The organism is Nocardia sp. NBC_00881, assembly GCF_045207455.1.
Classification (GTDB): Bacteria; Actinomycetota; Actinomycetes; order Mycobacteriales; family Mycobacteriaceae; genus Nocardia.
The window spans coordinates 5586414-5602864 of sequence record NZ_CP108798.1 but is presented as its reverse complement, the minus strand read 5'-3'; the positions used below and the strand labels follow the sequence as shown (position 1 = coordinate 5602864).

At 66.6% G+C, this 16451-nt stretch carries 16 protein-coding genes; 9 read left to right on the top strand and 7 right to left on the bottom strand.

Features of this window, described 5'->3' with window-relative positions:
- Position 1: 1 nt before the first annotated feature.
- The 3 genes from OH799_RS23935 to OH799_RS23925 all read right to left on the bottom strand — a co-directional run bounded on the left by OH799_RS23935 (position 2) and on the right by OH799_RS23925 (position 2553).
- Complete coding sequence (locus OH799_RS23935; protein WP_406268155.1) at positions 2–625, bottom strand: Tellurium resistance; 624 nt, start codon at positions 623–625, stop codon at positions 2–4.
- Between the two features lie 94 nt (positions 626–719).
- The gene (locus OH799_RS23930; protein ID WP_406268152.1) at positions 720–1817 is read right to left on the bottom strand and encodes a DUF475 domain-containing protein; all 1098 of its coding nucleotides are present in this window, start codon (positions 1815–1817) and stop codon (positions 720–722) included.
- 160 nt (positions 1818–1977) lie between these two features.
- The gene (locus tag OH799_RS23925) at positions 1978–2553 is read right to left on the bottom strand and encodes a TerD family protein (protein ID WP_357258913.1); all 576 of its coding nucleotides are present in this window, start codon (positions 2551–2553) and stop codon (positions 1978–1980) included.
- A 145-nt stretch (positions 2554–2698) separates the two neighbouring features.
- On the opposite strand from OH799_RS23925, the gene OH799_RS23920 reads away from it, so the two are divergent.
- From OH799_RS23920 to OH799_RS23905, 4 genes are read left to right on the top strand one after another with little or no spacing between them, the layout of a single operon-like run.
- Positions 2699–3916, top strand: a complete 1218-nt coding sequence (locus tag OH799_RS23920; RefSeq protein ID WP_406268149.1) for a hypothetical protein — start codon at positions 2699–2701, stop codon at positions 3914–3916.
- A 13-nt stretch (positions 3917–3929) separates the two neighbouring features.
- Complete coding sequence (locus OH799_RS23915; RefSeq protein ID WP_406268146.1) at positions 3930–5144, top strand: HpcH/HpaI aldolase/citrate lyase family protein; 1215 nt, start codon at positions 3930–3932, stop codon at positions 5142–5144.
- A complete protein-coding gene (locus tag OH799_RS23910) occupies positions 5141–7732 on the top strand; it encodes a phosphoribosyltransferase (protein ID WP_406268143.1) in 2592 nt (863 codons plus the stop codon). Before OH799_RS23915 ends, OH799_RS23910 begins: the two co-directional genes overlap by 4 nt.
- 56 nt (positions 7733–7788) lie before the next feature.
- Positions 7789–8568 carry an HAD family hydrolase gene (locus OH799_RS23905; protein ID WP_406282451.1) on the top strand — a complete coding sequence of 260 codons (780 nt, stop codon included), beginning with the start codon at positions 7789–7791 and terminating at the stop codon, positions 8566–8568.
- 79 nt (positions 8569–8647) lie between these two features.
- On the opposite strand, the gene OH799_RS23900 is transcribed toward OH799_RS23905, so the two are convergent.
- Positions 8648–9049, bottom strand: a complete 402-nt coding sequence (locus OH799_RS23900) for a MerR family transcriptional regulator (RefSeq protein WP_406268140.1) — start codon at positions 9047–9049, stop codon at positions 8648–8650.
- 49 nt (positions 9050–9098) lie between these two features.
- On the opposite strand from OH799_RS23900, the gene OH799_RS23895 reads away from it, so the two are divergent.
- From OH799_RS23895 to OH799_RS23885, 3 genes are all read left to right on the top strand, one after another.
- Positions 9099–9896, top strand: coding sequence for an MBL fold metallo-hydrolase (locus tag OH799_RS23895; protein ID WP_406268137.1), 798 nt, complete (start codon positions 9099–9101; stop codon positions 9894–9896).
- Between the two features lie 273 nt (positions 9897–10169).
- Positions 10170–10736: an RNA polymerase sigma factor gene (locus OH799_RS23890; RefSeq protein WP_406268134.1), complete on the top strand. Its 567-nt coding sequence runs from the start codon at positions 10170–10172 to the stop codon at positions 10734–10736.
- On the top strand, positions 10729–11013 hold the full coding sequence (locus OH799_RS23885; protein WP_406268132.1) for a hypothetical protein: 285 nt from the start codon (positions 10729–10731) through the stop codon (positions 11011–11013). The genes OH799_RS23890 and OH799_RS23885 overlap by 8 nt, the downstream gene beginning before the upstream one ends.
- Positions 11014–11096: 83 nt before the next feature.
- On the opposite strand, the gene OH799_RS23880 is transcribed toward OH799_RS23885, so the two are convergent.
- The 3 genes from OH799_RS23880 to OH799_RS23870 form a co-directional block, all read right to left on the bottom strand.
- Entirely contained in the window at positions 11097–11861 is a 765-nt protein-coding gene (locus OH799_RS23880; RefSeq protein ID WP_406268129.1) for an AIM24 family protein, read from the bottom strand.
- Positions 11862–11931: 70 nt separating this feature from the next.
- The gene (locus tag OH799_RS23875; RefSeq protein WP_406268126.1) at positions 11932–12660 is read right to left on the bottom strand and encodes an AIM24 family protein; all 729 of its coding nucleotides are present in this window, start codon (positions 12658–12660) and stop codon (positions 11932–11934) included.
- An 8-nt stretch (positions 12661–12668) separates the two neighbouring features.
- Positions 12669–13292 carry an AIM24 family protein gene (locus OH799_RS23870; RefSeq protein WP_406282449.1) on the bottom strand — a complete coding sequence of 208 codons (624 nt, stop codon included), beginning with the start codon at positions 13290–13292 and terminating at the stop codon, positions 12669–12671.
- Positions 13293–13479: 187 nt separating this feature from the next.
- Between OH799_RS23870 and OH799_RS23865 the strand changes: the two genes are divergently transcribed.
- Both OH799_RS23865 and OH799_RS23860 read left to right on the top strand, forming a co-directional pair.
- A complete protein-coding gene (locus OH799_RS23865; RefSeq protein WP_406268123.1) occupies positions 13480–14838 on the top strand; it encodes a TerD family protein in 1359 nt (452 codons plus the stop codon).
- A 32-nt stretch (positions 14839–14870) separates the two neighbouring features.
- On the top strand, positions 14871–16448 hold the full coding sequence (locus tag OH799_RS23860; RefSeq protein WP_406268120.1) for a TerD family protein: 1578 nt from the start codon (positions 14871–14873) through the stop codon (positions 16446–16448).
- Positions 16449–16451 lie beyond the last annotated feature (3 nt).

Below are 16451 nucleotides of genomic sequence, written 5' to 3'. Positions count from 1 at the left end.
CCTACTTGCGTGCGCTGTGCCATTGCATACCCCAGCGGTATGCCTGGTCGATCTCACGCTGGGCGCCGTTGACGTACTGCATCTCCCGGTACACGGTGATCCCGGGCCCCTGGTTCTGCAGCAGCGCGATGGCACATGAGCGGGCGCCGACTACCGGGGAGTCCAAGCGGACCTCGATCTGCGGGCCCGCCGTGGGATACAGCGTCACCACACCGTCGGCTGCGCCCCAGTTCGGCACGCCCTCATAGATGAGGGCGAAGATCAGAATGCGGCGGAACAGCTCCGGGCGGGTGAGGTTGATGCGCATGTTCTCGCCGCCTTCGACGGAACCGCTGCGGTCGTCGCCGTCCAGTTCGATGTAGGGCTCGGCCTCTAATGCACCGAAGTTGTGGCCGATCGCCTGCACGACGCCCTTCGCTCCGTTGGACAGCTCGTAGAAGCAGCCGAGGTCGAGGTCGACGGGTTTGGATCGGCGAAAGAACCCCCTGGACCCGCTCGACCAGTTCAGGTTCACCCTCATGGTCCCCTGTTGCTCACCAGGCTTGGTGAGGTTGATGCTGGGTGTCGCCTTCGACAGGGTCACCTTGGACAGGTTGACGCCGCCGGGGTTGTGGTCGATCGCCATGGCGCGATCCCCCCTCAATCGAAACGAGAGCGGCAGCGGCCATCCGATGGGATAGGGCCGCTGCCGCACAGGGTCTTCGGCTGCATGCCGGGAATCAGCCTACCGGCGTCGCCTCCCGTTCGCTGTCCAGTTCCTCGTCGTCCTCGCGCCGGTTGCGGACGATGCTGGTGATGAACGCCGCGCCGATGAACGCGACGCCGACCAGACCGGTGACGAGCTCGTTGACGTGCACGCCGATCGAGATGAGCAGGATCACCGCCAGTGCGCCGATCGCCCAGTGCGCGCCGTGCTCCAGGTAGACGTACTCCGACAGGGTGCCCTTGCGCACCAGGTACACCGTGATCGACCGCACGAACATGGCGCCGATCAGGCCGAGGCCGAGCGCGATGATGATCGGGTCGGAGGTGATGGCGAACGCGCCGATCACACCGTCGAAGGAGAACGACGCGTCGAGCACCTCCAGATACAGGAACAGGAAGAAGCCGGCCTTACCGGTGGCCTTGACCAGATCGGATGGTCCTCCGGTGTGCTCCTCGGTGTGGAACATGGAGCCGAGCCCGTCGACCGCGATGTAGGTGATCATGCCGAGCAAGCCCGCGACCAGGACGGTCGATCGGTGCGCTTCGTCGGAGATGTACTCGGCGGTGAGGATCAGGCCGGCACCCGCGACGACCACCGAGAGCATGTCCAGCTTGCCCGCTTTGGCCAGCGACCGCTCCAGCCAGCCGAGCCAGGTGATGTCGCGCTCTTCGAAGATGAAGTTGAGGAACAGCAGCGCGAGGAACATGCCACCGAACGCCGCGATCTCCGGGTGCGCGTCGGTGAGCAGCTTCTCGTAGCTCGGGCTGCCGTCCGGGAAGGTCACCGCGTCGTTTGCCGGCGGGTTGAGCGCGAGGTCGAAGGCCCGCACCGGATCCAGCCCGGCTGTGATCCACACGATCGCGAGAGGGAAGACCAGGCGCATGCCGAAGACGGCGATCAACACGCCGATGGTCAGGAAGATTCGCTGCCAGAAATCGCTCATCCGCTGAAGGATGGTGGCGTTGATGACGGCATTGTCGAAGGACAGCGACACCTCGAGGATGCCGAGGATCGCGGCGAGCGCGAGGGCGGTCGGCCCGCCGTACAGCAGTGCCACGACGAGTGAGACCACCGTGACTAGGAAGGACATGCCGAATATGCGCAGGACCACGCTGGGACCTTTCGTGAAGTGAAAAACGAGTCGGCGACGGTTGCTACCAGCGTGGCCGCTGAACCGCCGGTTGTCCAACGTAGCTTCCAGGGCGCCGGCCTGCCTGGTCACATGACGAGGGGGCCCGTCGCCGGACCCCCTGCGAACAGCGAAGTATTCCTCAGACGTTCACGCCGTAGTCACGGGCAATGCCGGCCAGACCGGAGGCGTAGCCCTGGCCGATCGCGCGGAACTTCCATTCCGCACCGTTGCGGTACAGCTCGCCGAAGACCATGGCGGTCTCGGTCGAGGCGTCCTCGGAAAGGTCGTACCGGGCGAGTTCCTCGCCGTTGCTGCGATCAACCACGCGGATGTAGGCGTTGCGGACCTGGCCGAACGACTGCGACCGGGAGTCGGCGTCGTAGATCGAGACCGGGAAGAAGATGCTCTCGATCGTGGGCGGGGTGCCGGCCAGGTCGACGTTGATGACCTCGTCGTCGCCCTCGCCCTCGCCGGTCCGGTTGTCACCCACGTGCTCGATCGACCCCTCGGGCGAACGCAGGTTGTTGAAGAAGACGAAGTGCTGGTCCGACACGACCTTCTTGTCCCCGCCGGTGGCGATGGCGCTCGCGTCGAGGTCGAAGTCGGTGCCGGTGGTGGTCCGCACATCCCATCCGAGGCCGACAGCTACAGCGGTCAGGTTAGGCGCCGCCTTGGTCAGCGAGACATTGCCGCCCTTGGACAAACTGACACCCATGCGGGATTCCCTTTCGATAGTCCGTCATTGGTTCCCAGCATGTCCGAATCGCCGGGTACGCCTTACGACAGTAGTAGGTTTCCGCGAAGTTGCGTAAGAACCGGCGCAACCCTCGGCGAACAGGAACATCTCCTACCATCGGGGCGTGGCAGGCCGAAGGCGTCGATGGTTCCGCTCGTCCGGGGACGACGAGTGGATCGAACAAGCACGTACGGCGCTGGCATCGGCGTTCCTCGACATGGATCGACGCCAGAGCGCGGCCGACGCGGCGGTGCTTGCCTCCGACCAGGTTTTTCCCGAGTGGCGGATGGGTGCGCGCTGGGAACCGCTGCGCGACAAGTGCTATGGCGCCGCGGGCGTATATCTGGCGCTGACCGAGGAGTTGGAGGCAGCGCAGCGCGAGGGCCCACCGGTGCAGCACGACCGGCAGCGCACCGATGCCGTGGTGCGGCAGTTGACCGACGCGGCCCGGGCCGTCGACGAATTCTACCGTGGCAATCAGTCTCAGCTCGAACACGCGGTCGCCGTCCTCGGAACGGTGCCGCAGCTGGTCCGCCAGGTGAAGATCGCCGCGGCGACGGTGCGCGGGCAGGCCGCCGAATCGGAGTTCGCGAACTATCCCTCGGTGCGCGACCGCGCCGCCGCGGTGGACGACGCTGTGGTCACCTTGGAATCGGCAGGCTCCGGTGCGCGGGCGGGCACTCTGCGCGAGGCCGCGAACCGGCTGGAGGCGGCCGCCAAAGAACTCGCGGACGCCTTGGCGCACGCCCCCTCGCGGGCCGCTGCGGCAAACACCGCGATCTCCTCGGTGAGCACCCGCATCGCCGCTGTCCGGACCAGGGCGGGGGGGATCGCGCCCGCGTACTCGGCATTGCTTCGTGAGTTCAACGCTGCGAGTTCGGCCGATCTGGCTAACAATGAGCGGGAAAGTCAGCGAGCCATCGATGCCGCGGACGCGGCTCTCGGCAGGGCGCGCACGGCAGCGGCGGAGAACAACCCGGAGTTTGCACTTGATCTGACCACATCCGCGCGCGGATTCCTCGCCGAGGCCGAGCAGAAGGTCGGTGCCGTCACCAAACGGCTCGCTGTGCTGCGCGACGTCCGGTCCAACCCGCAAGAACAGGCGAAGGCCGTACGATTTCGGCTGCGGGATGCACAAATGCTCGCGATGAGCCGCGGGCTCGTCGCCGAATGGGGATCGGTGCTCGACGCACAGGCCGCACGGATCGACAGAATCAGCGAAACACTGTCGGGGCGTCACCCCGACTACTGGGCCTATGTGGCGGAACTCGATGCCGTCACACAATTCATAGCCGGGGTAGTGGATCGAATGAGAAAAGAAGCAGGACCACGACGAGAATGAGGATGGGGCAAGGATGACCGCAGGCATCGCCGTCCAGCAGGAGGTATCCCTGCGGAAGCGAATGCCGCTGCGCCACTTCCGGCAGTTACACGGCCCAGAGGCGAGGCGTCTTTTCCACCGGCAGCCCGAACCGTTCGGCGACGACTACACCGACCGAGAACTGTTGGCGATCGGGCTCGGCGCGACCCTGTACGCGCCCGCGACAAGACCGGACCTCGCGCTGACGATCGGCAAACGCGCCGAGCGCGGCGTGTGCTCGATGGTGATCGACCTCGAGGACGCTGTCGCCGATGACGAGGTGGAGTACGCCAAAAGACAGACCGTCGCGGTGCTCGATCTGCTCGCGGCGAGCCAGGATGCCAATCCGCTGCTGTTCGTGCGGGTCCGTGACGCGGACACGATCACCGAGATCATCGAACAACTGGGCCCAGGCGCCACAGTGCTGACCGGGTTCGTATTGCCGAAGTTCGACAGCATTTCGGGACCGAAGTACCTGAATGCCCTGAATTCGGCCGCGCAGCGACTGGACCGTCCGTTGTACGGGATGCCGGTGCTCGAATCGGCGGGCCTGGTGCACCGGGAGACCCGCGACGGCGAGCTCGTCCGGATCGCGGCGCTGCTTGCCGCGCATCGGGAGCGGGTGCTGGCGGTGCGGGTCGGCGCGACCGACATGTGCTCGACGTTCGGTATCCGGCGTGATCGCGACCTGACGATCTACGACGTCCGGGTGGTCGCCGACGTGATCGCCGACATCGTGAACTATCTGGGGCGCGCGGACGGGACCGGGTTCGTCATCACCGGGCCGGTGTGGGAGTACTTCGCCGACCACGAGCGAATGTTCCGCCCGCAGCTGCGCACCGCGCCGTTCGAGGAATCGGACGCGGTGCCGTTCCGTCAGTACCTGGTCAGCCGGGATCTGGACGGACTGCTGCGCGAGATAACCCTGGACCGCGCCAACGGCATCCAGGGCAAGACAGTGATCCATCCGTCGCATGTGGCCGCCGTGCACGCCCTGTCGGTGGTGTCGCACGAGGAGTATTCGGATGCCCTGGACATCCTGCGGGCCGACGTCGGCGGTGTCGCGGCCTCGGGTTACCGGAACAAGATGAATGAGATGCGGCCGCACCGCAGCTGGGCCCGGCAGACCCTGTTGCGGGCCAGGGTGTTCGGCGTGGCGAACAAGGGAGTGTCGTTCGTGGACTTGTTGCAGGCATTGGTCACCGTATGAGCCAGACCGCGGCCGAGCTCGGCCAGCATAGAATTCCTTGGGCTACAAAAGTTTTAGGTATCGAACTTCATCACGAACAGGCGCACGGCCATGCCGGATCGGAGAGCGCGCTACCTGCCGTGTCGTCGATTTCCGCGCTGATCCAGCCCGGTTTGCGCCGCAATCCGCGGCGGGCGCATCTGTTGGTGTCGACGGTTCTCGGCAAGCATCTGCCGACCGATCCGCGTGTGGTGCTCGCCGCAGGCGATCACCTGGGTGATCTGGTCCGTGCCGCACTCGGCGAACGTGGAGCGGTCGTGCTCGGATTCGCCGAAACCGCCACCGGACTCGGGCACACCGTCGCCGCACGGATCGGGGCGGACTGCTATCTGCACTCGACGCGGCGTGCGGCGGCCGCCGCGGATACGCTCACCGGATTCGAGGAGGGGCATTCGCACGCCACCTCCCACCTGCTGCAACCGGTGCCCGCCGGCATCTTCGTCAACGACCTTCCGCTGGTGCTGGTGGATGACGAGATCTCCACCGGCGCGACGGCGATAGACGCGGTGCGCGCCTTGCACGCGTTCGCTCCCCGGGCGCACTACGTGCTCGCCGCACTGGTCGACATGCGTACGGCGGACGACCGCGTCGTCTTCGACACTGTCGCCGCCGAACTCGGCGCCACGATCGACACGGTCTGCCTGGCGTCCGGGCGCACCGTCTTGCCGGAAAGTCTGCCGAAGGCGGTCGCGGCGCTACCCGAACCGGAGCTCAATCCGGTCGCCGAGCAGCCCGGTGTGTTCGTTCGTGGGATGCTTCCGTGGCCGGGATCGGTGCCGGAGGGAGGCAGGCACGGCATCCTCTCCTCGGACGCGGCGGCGTTCGAATCGGCGCTCGCCGAAGCCGCCGCCACGGTGCGCGGTTGGCTCGCGGCGGACTTCGCGGGACGGCCCGTCATCGTGCTCGGGCACGAGGAATTGATGTACCTGCCGCTGCGGATCGCGGTGGAACTCGCCGAATCCGGGACTCCGACCCGATTCCAGACCACCACTCGATCGCCCGCGTATGTGCTGGACGAGCCGGGATATCCGCTGCGCCGCGGCTTCCGGTTCCACGCTCCTGAGCCCGACCCCGGGCAGCCGCGGTACCTGTACAACGCGCGGTGGTCCCCCGGGTTCGCGGGGGCTACCGGTGACGTTGTCGCCGAACCACCGGCCGCCGATTTCGCATCGGTGGACATCGATGCGCGCGATGTCGAGTCCTTCCCCGGAGAGCTGGATTTCGGCTCAGGCGGGCCGGTGTTGCTCGTGGTGATCGATTCCCCCGCGGACACCCCCGAACTGGTCGCGGACGGCGGCCTGATCGATGTGCTGACCGCCTCCGGCGCGGACGTGCTGCTCGCGGTGCTGCCGGACGCCGACCCGCGGCAACTGCACGCCGGGCGGTCACGCGTCGCCGACCTGTCCGAGTCTGTCGTCACGTCGAAAGCGGGGCGCGCTGTGCCGCTGTACGGTCCGGAGTTCGGGTCCTACCCGGCCGAGGAGGTCGGCTGGCTGCTGAAGGATCTGTCCGATGTCGACCTCGAAGCCGACGTGGCCGAGCGGGAGCGGAAGATCCAGGCCGGGAATGCGCATTACGCCGAGTCTCTGCCGATCGAGTACCAGCCGGACGCGTCGTATCGGATGCTGTTCGACGAGGTGCTGGCGGCCAGCGCCGAGCGGCTCGCGCTCGCCGTCGCGACGGTGTCGGAACTCGTCGTCGCCGAACGCGGCGATGACATCGTGCTGGTGTCGCTGGCCCGGGCCGGGACGCCGGTCGGTGTTCTGATGCGCCGCTGGCTGCGGTCGCGGCGGCCGAGTCTCGAGGTGCCGCACTACGCGGTGTCGATCGTGCGGGATCGGGGCATCGACGCGGTGGCTCTGGATTATTTGGCCGAGCACCATGATCCGGCTTCGGTCGTGTTCGTGGACGGATGGACCGGCAAGGGTGCGATCACCCGCGAGCTCACCGAAGCGCTCGACGCGTATCACGCGGCTGGTGGCGCACAGTTCGACCACGAGCTGGCGGTGCTGGCTGATCCGGGACACTGTGTGCGCACCTATGGCACCCGTGACGACTTTCTCATCGCCTCGGCATGCCTGAATTCGACTGTTTCCGGTCTTGTTTCGCGCACCGTACTGAACGACACGCTGATCGGTCCCGGTGATTTCCACGGCGCCAAGTATTACCGCGAGCTGATCGGCGTCGACGTGTCCGGACGGCTGCTCGACACCGTGAGCGGCGCCTTCGACGCGGTCTGTGACCGGGTCGCCGCCGAAGTCGCCGCGCTCCGCGCGAGTGACCGGACACCGACTTGGGCTGGATGGGCCTCGGTGGAGAACGTGCGCGCACAGTACGGCATCGCGAGCGTGAACTTTGTGAAACCAGGTGTCGGCGAGACCACCAGGGTGCTGCTGCGGCGGGTACCGTGGCGGGTGCTGGTCCGAGAGGCGGACGCGCCGGAGCACGCGCACATCAGGATGCTCGCCGCCGCACGGGGTGTACCGGTGGAGGTCGTTGCCGACCTGGCGTATTCATGCATGGGATTGATCAAGGACGTACAGCAGTGAACCTGGCCCGAAGACCACGAAGACGGGCACTGATCGCGACCGACCTGGACCGCACGATGATCTACTCGCGTAACGCCTTCAGCGCCGCCGGTGAGGTGCCGATGGTTTGTGTGGAGCATCTCGAGGGGGCCCCGCTGTCGTTCATGACCACCGCGGCGGCGCTGCGGATGCAGTCCCTTACCGAACCGGCCGCCGTCATTCCCACCACCACCCGCACTGTCAAACAGTTCGGGCGCATCCAATTGCCCGGTGCGCCTTGGCGTTACGCGGTAACGAGCAACGGAGGAAACATCCTCGTCGACGGCGTTCCCGACATGCGCTGGCGCATCGAGGTCGATGCCGAGGTTCGTGCGGGCGGCGCGACCTTGTCGGAGGTGAGCGCGGAGCTGCGGACGCGCATCGATGATGCGTGGGTCACCAAGTTCCGCCTAGCCGACCACCTGTTCTGCTACCTGGTGGTGAAACCCAAGGCTGTCCCGGAGGGTTTCGTCACCGAATGGGATGCCTGGTGCCGTCAACGCGGTTGGTCCGCGTCCCAGCAGGGCCGCAAGATTTACACCATGCCGCTGGCCGTCTGCAAGAGTCGCGCGGTCGCCGAGGTGCGCCGCCGGCTCTGGGAAACCGGTGAACTCGCCGGTGCGGCAAAAACGTTCGCCGCGGGCGACGGTGCCCTCGACGCCGAAATGCTGCGCTCCGCGGACTTCGCCATCCGCCCCCGGCACGGCGAACTGGAACAACTCAACTGGACCCACCCCAACCTCACCATCACCCGCGCCACCGGCATCCTCGCGGGCGAGGAGATCATCAACTGGTTCCTCGAGTCGGCCCCTGCATAATTCGACCAGCCAGTACCGCGTCCGTGTACTGCTGGGTTGTGAGATCGCCTGCTCCGATTCCGAGCTGATGCCGCCACCATCACACCGGCTCGGCTGCGGGTTCGAAGGTGGACTTGAAGTCCGGGCATTCGACCAGGGGGTTATGGGTGCAGGTAGCCGCATGCTGGAGGCTGTCGCGCATGCGGATCAGGCGAGCGATGTCCTCGTCGAGTTGACGGGCCTTTTCGGCCATGCGGCCGCGGAGCTCGGTGTCGGTGGGGGTGGCACGCAGGAAACGGGCGATCTCAGCGATGGTGAAACCGGCGCCGCGGGCGCAGGTGATGAGGGTGAGGCGGCTCAGGATGTCGGGGTGGTAAGTGCGCCTCAGGCCGTTGCGGCCGGTCGAGGTGATGAGGCCGCGTTTCTCGTAGAAGCGCAGGGCGGAGGGAGCGAGGCCGACGTGGTCGGCCACCTCGGCGATATCGAGCAGGACGTCTGTCATCTCTCGTCTCCTTGACTTGAACCGCGCTTCAAGTCACAGACTAGCTCGCATGAGAATCCATCACCTCAACTGCGGATCGGTCCGACAGATCGAGGCGACCTACGACGGGCTCCCGCCTGCCCACGCCGTCAACCATTGCCTGCTGGTCGAGACCGCATCCGACGGGCTGGTCCTGGTCGAGACGGGCATCGGGCTGGACGATGTCCGTGACCCGGAGGGGACCCTCGGCGCGGATTGGGTGGCGATGTCCCAGGCGGTCCTTTCCGAAGAAGAGACCGCCATCCGGCAGGTCGAGCGGCTCGGCTATGCCGCCGACGACGTCTGGCACATCATCCTCACCCACCTCGACGTGGACCACTGCGGTGGGCTGCCAGACTTTCCACACGCGCGGGTTCATGTCCTCGCCGCCGAACTCGAGGCCGCGCTGGTCGAAGCGCCGAGTTTCCGCTACCGCCCCGCGCACTGGGCGCACGACCCGCACTGGATCACCTATGCATCGGAGAAGACCGGGGACTGGTTCGGTTTCAATGCGATGCAACCGAAGGGGCTTTCGGCGGACTTCCAGCTGATTCCGCTGGGCGGCCACACAGCAGGCCATACGGGAGTCGCTGTCCGCGACGGTGATCGCTGGCTGTTGCACTGCGGCGACGCCTACTACTACCACCGCGAACTCGATCCCGTCCCGCAGCCGCACCCGATACTCGACATCGTGCAGACCACCTCCGAGGTGCACCACGACCTGCGCCTCGGTACCCAAGCACGCCTGCGTGAACTACACCGCGATCACGGCGACGAGGTCACGCTGATCAGCGCCCACGACCCGTGGGAATTCCAGCGTGTCGGCTGACCTGAGGTGCCGATCGACGTCGCAGCCAGCACTGGGCGCCGTAGCGGTTCGACCAGGGGATCGACGATCTATGGGTGCCATTGACGTCCACCCACTGTGGATCTGCGTCGTGGTGTGTGAATCCTTTGATGGTGCTCGGTCCTCTGATAGTTGTGCCGACAACCAGGTCGGCACAGATCGAGGAGGTCGTCGTGATCGTTGCCGCTATCGTCGTCGTTGCCGTGCTGGTCGGCTGGTGCAGCGTTACCCTGCTTCGCCGCCGGAGTCGCTCCCGTGACTGACCAGACCTGGCCTGATGAGCGGTTGGTCACGGCCGCTCGGGAAGGCGAAAGCGCGGCGATCGCAGCACTGGTATCAGGCTCCTACCCGCATGTGCGGCGTTTCGCTCACACACTGTGCGCCTCCGCCGAAGACGCGGAAGACGCCGCGCAGGAGGCGCTGATCATCCTCTATCGCAAGATCGGGACATTGCGTGCCTCGGGCGCGCTGGCGTCGTGGGTGTTCCGCATCGTCCGCAACGAGTGCCTGCGGCAGTGGCGAATGATGACACGGCAGCTCGAACCGATGCCCGATCTCGCCGTGGCGTCGGCCGAGGACGAGGCCGTGCGGCGGCTCGAAGCCGGCCGGGTGGCGGCGGTGATCGCTGCGTTGCCCACCGACCAGCGGCGGGTGCTGATCATGCGAGACGTTCAGGGATACAGCGGCCGGATGGTTGCCGACGTGCTCGGCCTCAGCGTCGCGGCGATGAAGTCGCGGCTGCACCGCGCCCGAGCAACGGTCCATCAGCAGCTGCGGAACACATCACACCCAACTCAGGAAAGGAGCGGACACAATGACTGACGATCGGAGCTTCGCCAGCGCCTCGGTGGCCCGGCACTTGGCACGTGGCCTCGTGGGATTCGGCACGCTGATCGGCGCAATCGCGCTCATGCCGGTATTCGGGGCATTCAGCTTGCTGCTCGCACCGGCTGGTCTGCTCGCGCTGCGCGGATGCCCGACCTGCTGGGCGATCGGTCTGATGCAGACCGTCTCGAGGGGCCGGCTGCAGAGTTCGTGTGGCGACGGTCAGTGTCAACTGACCGGTGCCGACCACGTTCATGGCCCAGTGTCTCGGTGATTGTGACCGATGTCGAACGTATCGGCATTCGGATAGCTGGTCCGCCCGACGATCAGAGAAACGCTGACGCGGTTCGGCCCGAATCAGTACTGCTGCTGGGCGCCCAACTGCTGGGCGATGATCCCTTGCAGTCGTTGCAGGCCGCCGACGGTGATGCCGCTCTGGATCTGGCCCTCGATGGTGCGCACCAGCATCGAGTCGCTGAGCACCTTCTCGCTGGACTGGATCAGCACGGTGCCCGCGCCGGTGAAGTCGAACTGGCGCTCCTCGCCGGAGTTCGCGCCGAAGGCCGCTGCGCCTGCGGCCAGGAAGTTGGAGATCCATCGCTGGTCGTAGTGGTGGCTGGGTGAGGGGCAATCTGCCCATCCGACCAGCGATTCCGGGTCGACGCGCAGCGGCGGCTCGGCGAATATGACCGGCCCGTTGGACGAGGCGAGGAACTTGCCGGTGCCGATGAGGGTGAGGAAGCCGGGCACGATGGACTGGTTCAGCGACAGGCCCGGCTCGAACGCGAGCAGGTTCGCCGCCCGAATGGTCAGGTTGCCGTTGTCCTCCAGGTCATAGGAATTGATGTCGTAGCCGCGGTCGCCGATGATCAGCTTGCCGTGCCCCTCGGCGACGACGTAGTCCCCGGTGAACAGCGGTGCGGAGAACTGCTGCGACACCATATGCAGCAGGCCGCCCTGCAGCCCGTGGGTGAGCATCTGGAACCGCATGTCGCCGTAGTAGGCGATCATCGCGCCCTTGCGCATGAACCACGGCTTGTTCAGGTCGATGCAGTACGCGTAGCTGTTTCCCGGGAGGTTGTCGCTCGCACCGAGATTCATGGGATTGAGGATCTGGGTCATGATTCCGCCTCGCCGGCGCTCGGCTCCGTCATACCCATCGGCGCTGCGTTGATGATTCGCTCACTCATAATCACAACTTCTCTTCGGAGGCCTGAACGTAGACGACGCCCTGTCCGACGCAATGCAACTGCATCGCCTCGCCGGAACCACGGCCGACCGCGTCGCGCCAGCTCAGGGCCGTCTTCAGCTCGGTTTGCACATTGCCGTACGCGGCGACGAAGGCCTGCGGGTCGACTACGACCTGCCCGGGGGTCTGGGGGTGTCCCCCAGATGAGCCGAGCGGGCCGCCCACTTGCAGTTCCAGGAAGCCGCCGTGCGCCAGCAGCACCGCGGCGCCCTGCCCGGACAGCTGTGTCGTGAACATGCCCTGGCCGGTCAACGCGCCGGTCGCGGCACCGCGCAGTGCCCCCATCAGGCCGCCGCCTCCGCCACCGCCCGAACTCAGCACGGAGACAACCGAACTCTGCAACCCAGCCGTGTTGGCCAACAGTCGCGAGGCCTCGGCACGCAGCGTCGCGCCCTGCTGCATATGCACCACGTGGACTTCCAGGCCCGCGAACCCGTAATGCACCTCGCCGGTGCCCTGCGCCAGCATGGTGCGCTCGTGCTCGCCCGCCAGCGCGCGGCCGGCCATCCGCATCAGCCCACCCATGCCGCCCATCCCCTGGGCACCCGGAACCTGATGTGGTGCGAAGGAAACGTCGCCGGTGTAGAAGAGCATCGCGCCATTCCGGGCGACCACGCCGCCCGCCATCCCGACGTCGACCTTGACGACCTTGCCGTTGACCTTCTCGAACATCGCTCGCCCTACCGTTCTGCCGGCTGGATCAACACCACACCCTGACCGTCCCAGCGCAGCGAGAACGCCTCACCCGAACCCTGGCCGATCGCGGTCCGCCACGAGACGTCGGTGACGAACGACTGGTTGAGGTTGCCCCGCGCGGCTACGAACGCGTCCGGGTCCACCACCAGTGGATACTGTGGCGACACCTCCAGGTGGATGAGCGGTCCGCCCGCCGAGAGCAGCGCGACCTGTCCCTGCCCGGACACGGTGGTGGTGAACAAGCCTTGGCCACTGGACGCGCCGCGCAGACCTGCGAAGCGCACGTCGGTGCGCAGGTTCCCGACAAAGGCGAGCAGCTGCTGTGACTCCACTTGGAGTGTCTCGTTGTTCAGGTCGACCACGGTGACGTGCTGGCCGTTCACCGCGAAGAAGACCTTGCCGTGGCCGGAGCATTCCATCAGCGACAGCTTCTCGCCGGTAGCCCGCCGCTTGAGGCCGGCCAGCACGCCGTCGCCTCCGCCGAACCCGGCCGTCTTGAACTGCACATTGCCTTCGTAGGCGATCATCGAACCGGAGATCGCGCGGAGGCTGGTTCCGGCAAGGTGAGCCTCGATCACCTTCTTCGATTGTTCGAACAGTTGCGCCATGAGGGTGTATTGCCTGCTGTCTCGATCGCCGAACACGGGGATGTGATTGCCGTACTGCACCTGCGTGCCGTCACACTAACCGATCATTTCGCGGGTATCCGACTATCGCGACCGTTACCTACGAGCGGCGGGAAGCGTGTTTCTCGTAGAGTGTCAGGCGAACGCACCGACAAGCGAAGGGTCGAACTTGTCCGCAATACTCGCCAAGGGTCAGAACGGTCCGCTGGCCATGAACGACGTGGTGATCTCCATCCAGCTCACGGCGCCCGCGGATCTTTCCGCACTACTGGTCACCGAGAGCGGCAAGGTCCGTACCGACGCGGACTTCGTCTTCTTCAACCAACCGACCGGCCCTGGCGTGAACCTGCAGCCCGCGCCCGCCGGACAGCCCGCGTCGCTTGCGGTGTCGTTGAACGCGGTGCCGGCCGAAATCGATCAGATCCGCGCGGTGATCACGTTGGACGATGCGAACAGCAACTTCGGTCGTTTCCCCGCACCGACCGCGATCGTGTCGGACTCGGCTGGTAATCGGTTGTACGAGTACCACATCGACGGGCTGAACTCCGAGTCGATCGTGATCGCGCTCGAGCTGTACCGGCGCCAGGGCGCATGGAAAGTGCGTGCGGTCGGGCAGGGCTACGCGGGTGGCTTCGCCGCCCTTGTCACCGACCACGGCGTGTCCGTCGACGACTCGCCCGCCCAGGCCTCGCAGCCCGTGCAGGCCACGCCGCCGCCGCCACCTCCGCAGCAGCCACCGAACTACCCGCCGCCGACTACTCCGGCCTACCCGCCGCAGCAGCAGACTCCCCAGTACGCGCCGCCCGGTGCGTACCCGCCGCCGCCCGGCCCCGGTCACCCGCCGCAGGGCGGTCCTGGCTACCCGCCGCCGGGCCCGGGTGCCGGTTACCCGCCTCCGAATCAGCCCGTGCCGCAGCAGCCACCGGCTGAGGTCAGTTTGAGCAAGGACCGCCCGGTCAGCCTGGTCAAGGGCCAGCGGGTCACCCTCCGCAAGGAGGGCAACGCACTGACCTTCGTCAAGATGGGCCTCGGCTGGGACCCGGTGCGCAGCCGCGGTATGTTCGGCAACCGCACGGTCGACATCGACCTCGACGCGGCAGTCATCCTGTTCGCCGACATGAACCCGGTGGACGTCGCCTACTATGGCCAGCTGACCTCCAAGGACGGCTCGATCCGCCACCAGGGCGACAACCTGACCGGTGAGGGCGAGGGCGACGACGAGGTGATCCTCGTCGACCTGACCCGCATCCCGGCGCACGTGACCACGCTGGTGTTCATCGTGACCTCCTACAAGGGTCACACCTTCGAACAAGTGCAAAATGCGTTCTGCCGTTTGGTCGACGGCGTCAACAACGGTGAACTGGCCAGGTACACGATGGCGGGCGGCATGCCGTTCACCGGGATGGCGATGGCCAAGCTGTTCCGGGTGGGCAACGACTGGAAACTGCAGGCGCTCGGCGAGGGCTTCCAGGCCAAGCATCCCGGTGAGGCGATGCCGCAGCTCGGCCGGTTCCTTGTGAACGGTTGACCGGGAGCGGCGCGAGCAGCAAGGCAGACAACGTGATTCAACTGAAGGCCGGTCAGAACATTCCATTGACCGGTGATGTCGTCCGATTCAGTGCGAAAGCCGAGGCTGCCCTCGATGTTTCCGCGCTGGTGGTCGCGGAGAACCTGAAGGTGTTCTCCAGCGGCGATTTCGTCTTCTACAACCAGCCCGTCACGGCGGGGGTCGCCCTGGCCGCCGCCGAGGTTACGGTCACCCTCGCCGAGGTGCGTGCCGACGCCAAGGCAGTGCTGCTGGTGGTCAGCGCCGACCCTGCCGCGCCTGCGCGGGCGGAAGGGCTCGGGCCGGTGACCGCGACGCTGTTCGAGAACGGCACCGTGGCAGCCGAATTCGCGGTCACACCGTCGGCGGGAGAAACGGCGCTGATCTGCCTCGAGGTGTACCGGCGCGGCGCCGACTGGAAGCTGCGTGCCGTCGGTCAGGGTTACGCGGGCGGTCTCGCCGTGTTGCTCACGGCACACGGTGTCGATGTCGACGGCGAGTCGCCGCAGAGCCGGCCTGCGCAGCCCGGTCCGGGGGCGCACACGATGACCGACTCCATGGCGGGCGACGCGCGGACCGCAGCTGGTGCGCCGCTGGAAGTCGGACATGGACTGGAACGGCTGTGGATGGTCTTCGAGGACGCCGCGCGATCGGCTGCCGCGTTGGTCTCCGCGCGGGAGTATGCGGCCAAGCGGCTGGATCACGAACTGTCGCTTGCTGTTTCCGACCCGGCGACCAGGAACACCCCGGCGGCCGAGGAAGCCCGTCGCGCCGCGCAGCAACGCAGTGACGAGCTGATCGCCACCGCCGAGCACAACCACCAGCGCGACACCGAGCAGCTGATGCGCGAGCTTGCCGACGCCGACCAGGTGCTCCCACCGTCGCTGGCGTCCTGGGACGCACCCGCCTGGGACAAGCCGGTCGCACCGAGCGACGGCCTTCGGCTCGGTGAGCTCTACGCGCTCGACCGCGGGCCGCTGCGGATTCCGTATTGCGTTCCGGTACCGCTGAATCGTCCGCTGTGGATTGATACCGAGTCGACCCGCGCGGTCGCGCCGGTGGTCGGCGCGTTGCTCGCGCGGCTGCTCGCCGCGGCGCCGGAGCGACGGGCGCTGGTCGACATCATCGATCTCACCGACGCGTTCGGCGGGTTCACCAGCCTGCTCGCGCCGGTGTTGAACGGACCACCGATCACCGATCACAGCGACATCTCAGCGCGGTTGCAGGCATTGGTCGACGCTGCCGAACTCGCCGAATTGGCCTACAGCAGCGGCGTTTTCACCCCGCCCAGCGAGCATCGTGTGCTGCTGGCTGCGGATTTTCCGCACGGGTACCAGACCTCGGACGCACAGCGGATCGGTGCCCTGATCGCGCGTGGTGACCTGATCGGATTGTCGACGGTGATCGTCGGGACCAACGAATCCGACTCGACCGACACGACGGTGGCGATGCTCTCGCAGTCCTGCAGGCACCTGCCCACCGTCGGCGGCGCCCCGTTGTTCGATCCATGGACCGGCAGCGCGTGGCAGCTGGATCTGGACATGTTGCCGCAGGAGCCGGAACGGCAGGCGCGTTTCATGCGCACCCGGTGAGCG

Coding starts and splice junctions, on each gene's coding strand:
- OH799_RS23915 (WP_406268146.1), top strand. CDS start 3,930: ATGACCGCAGGCATCGCCGTCCAGCAGGAGGTATCCCTGCGGAAGCGA.
- OH799_RS23925 (WP_357258913.1), bottom strand. CDS start 2,553: ATGGGTGTCAGTTTGTCCAAGGGCGGCAATGTCTCGCTGACCAAGGCG.
- OH799_RS23880 (WP_406268129.1), bottom strand. CDS start 11,861: ATGACCCAGATCCTCAATCCCATGAATCTCGGTGCGAGCGACAACCTC.
- OH799_RS23910 (WP_406268143.1), top strand. CDS start 5,141: ATGAGCCAGACCGCGGCCGAGCTCGGCCAGCATAGAATTCCTTGGGCT.
- OH799_RS23870 (WP_406282449.1), bottom strand. CDS start 13,292: ATGGCGCAACTGTTCGAACAATCGAAGAAGGTGATCGAGGCTCACCTT.
- OH799_RS23895 (WP_406268137.1), top strand. CDS start 9,099: ATGAGAATCCATCACCTCAACTGCGGATCGGTCCGACAGATCGAGGCG.
- OH799_RS23885 (WP_406268132.1), top strand. CDS start 10,729: ATGACTGACGATCGGAGCTTCGCCAGCGCCTCGGTGGCCCGGCACTTG.
- OH799_RS23935 (WP_406268155.1), bottom strand. CDS start 625: ATGGCGATCGACCACAACCCCGGCGGCGTCAACCTGTCCAAGGTGACC.
- OH799_RS23875 (WP_406268126.1), bottom strand. CDS start 12,660: ATGTTCGAGAAGGTCAACGGCAAGGTCGTCAAGGTCGACGTCGGGATG.
- OH799_RS23905 (WP_406282451.1), top strand. CDS start 7,789: ATGATCTACTCGCGTAACGCCTTCAGCGCCGCCGGTGAGGTGCCGATG.
- OH799_RS23900 (WP_406268140.1), bottom strand. CDS start 9,049: ATGACAGACGTCCTGCTCGATATCGCCGAGGTGGCCGACCACGTCGGC.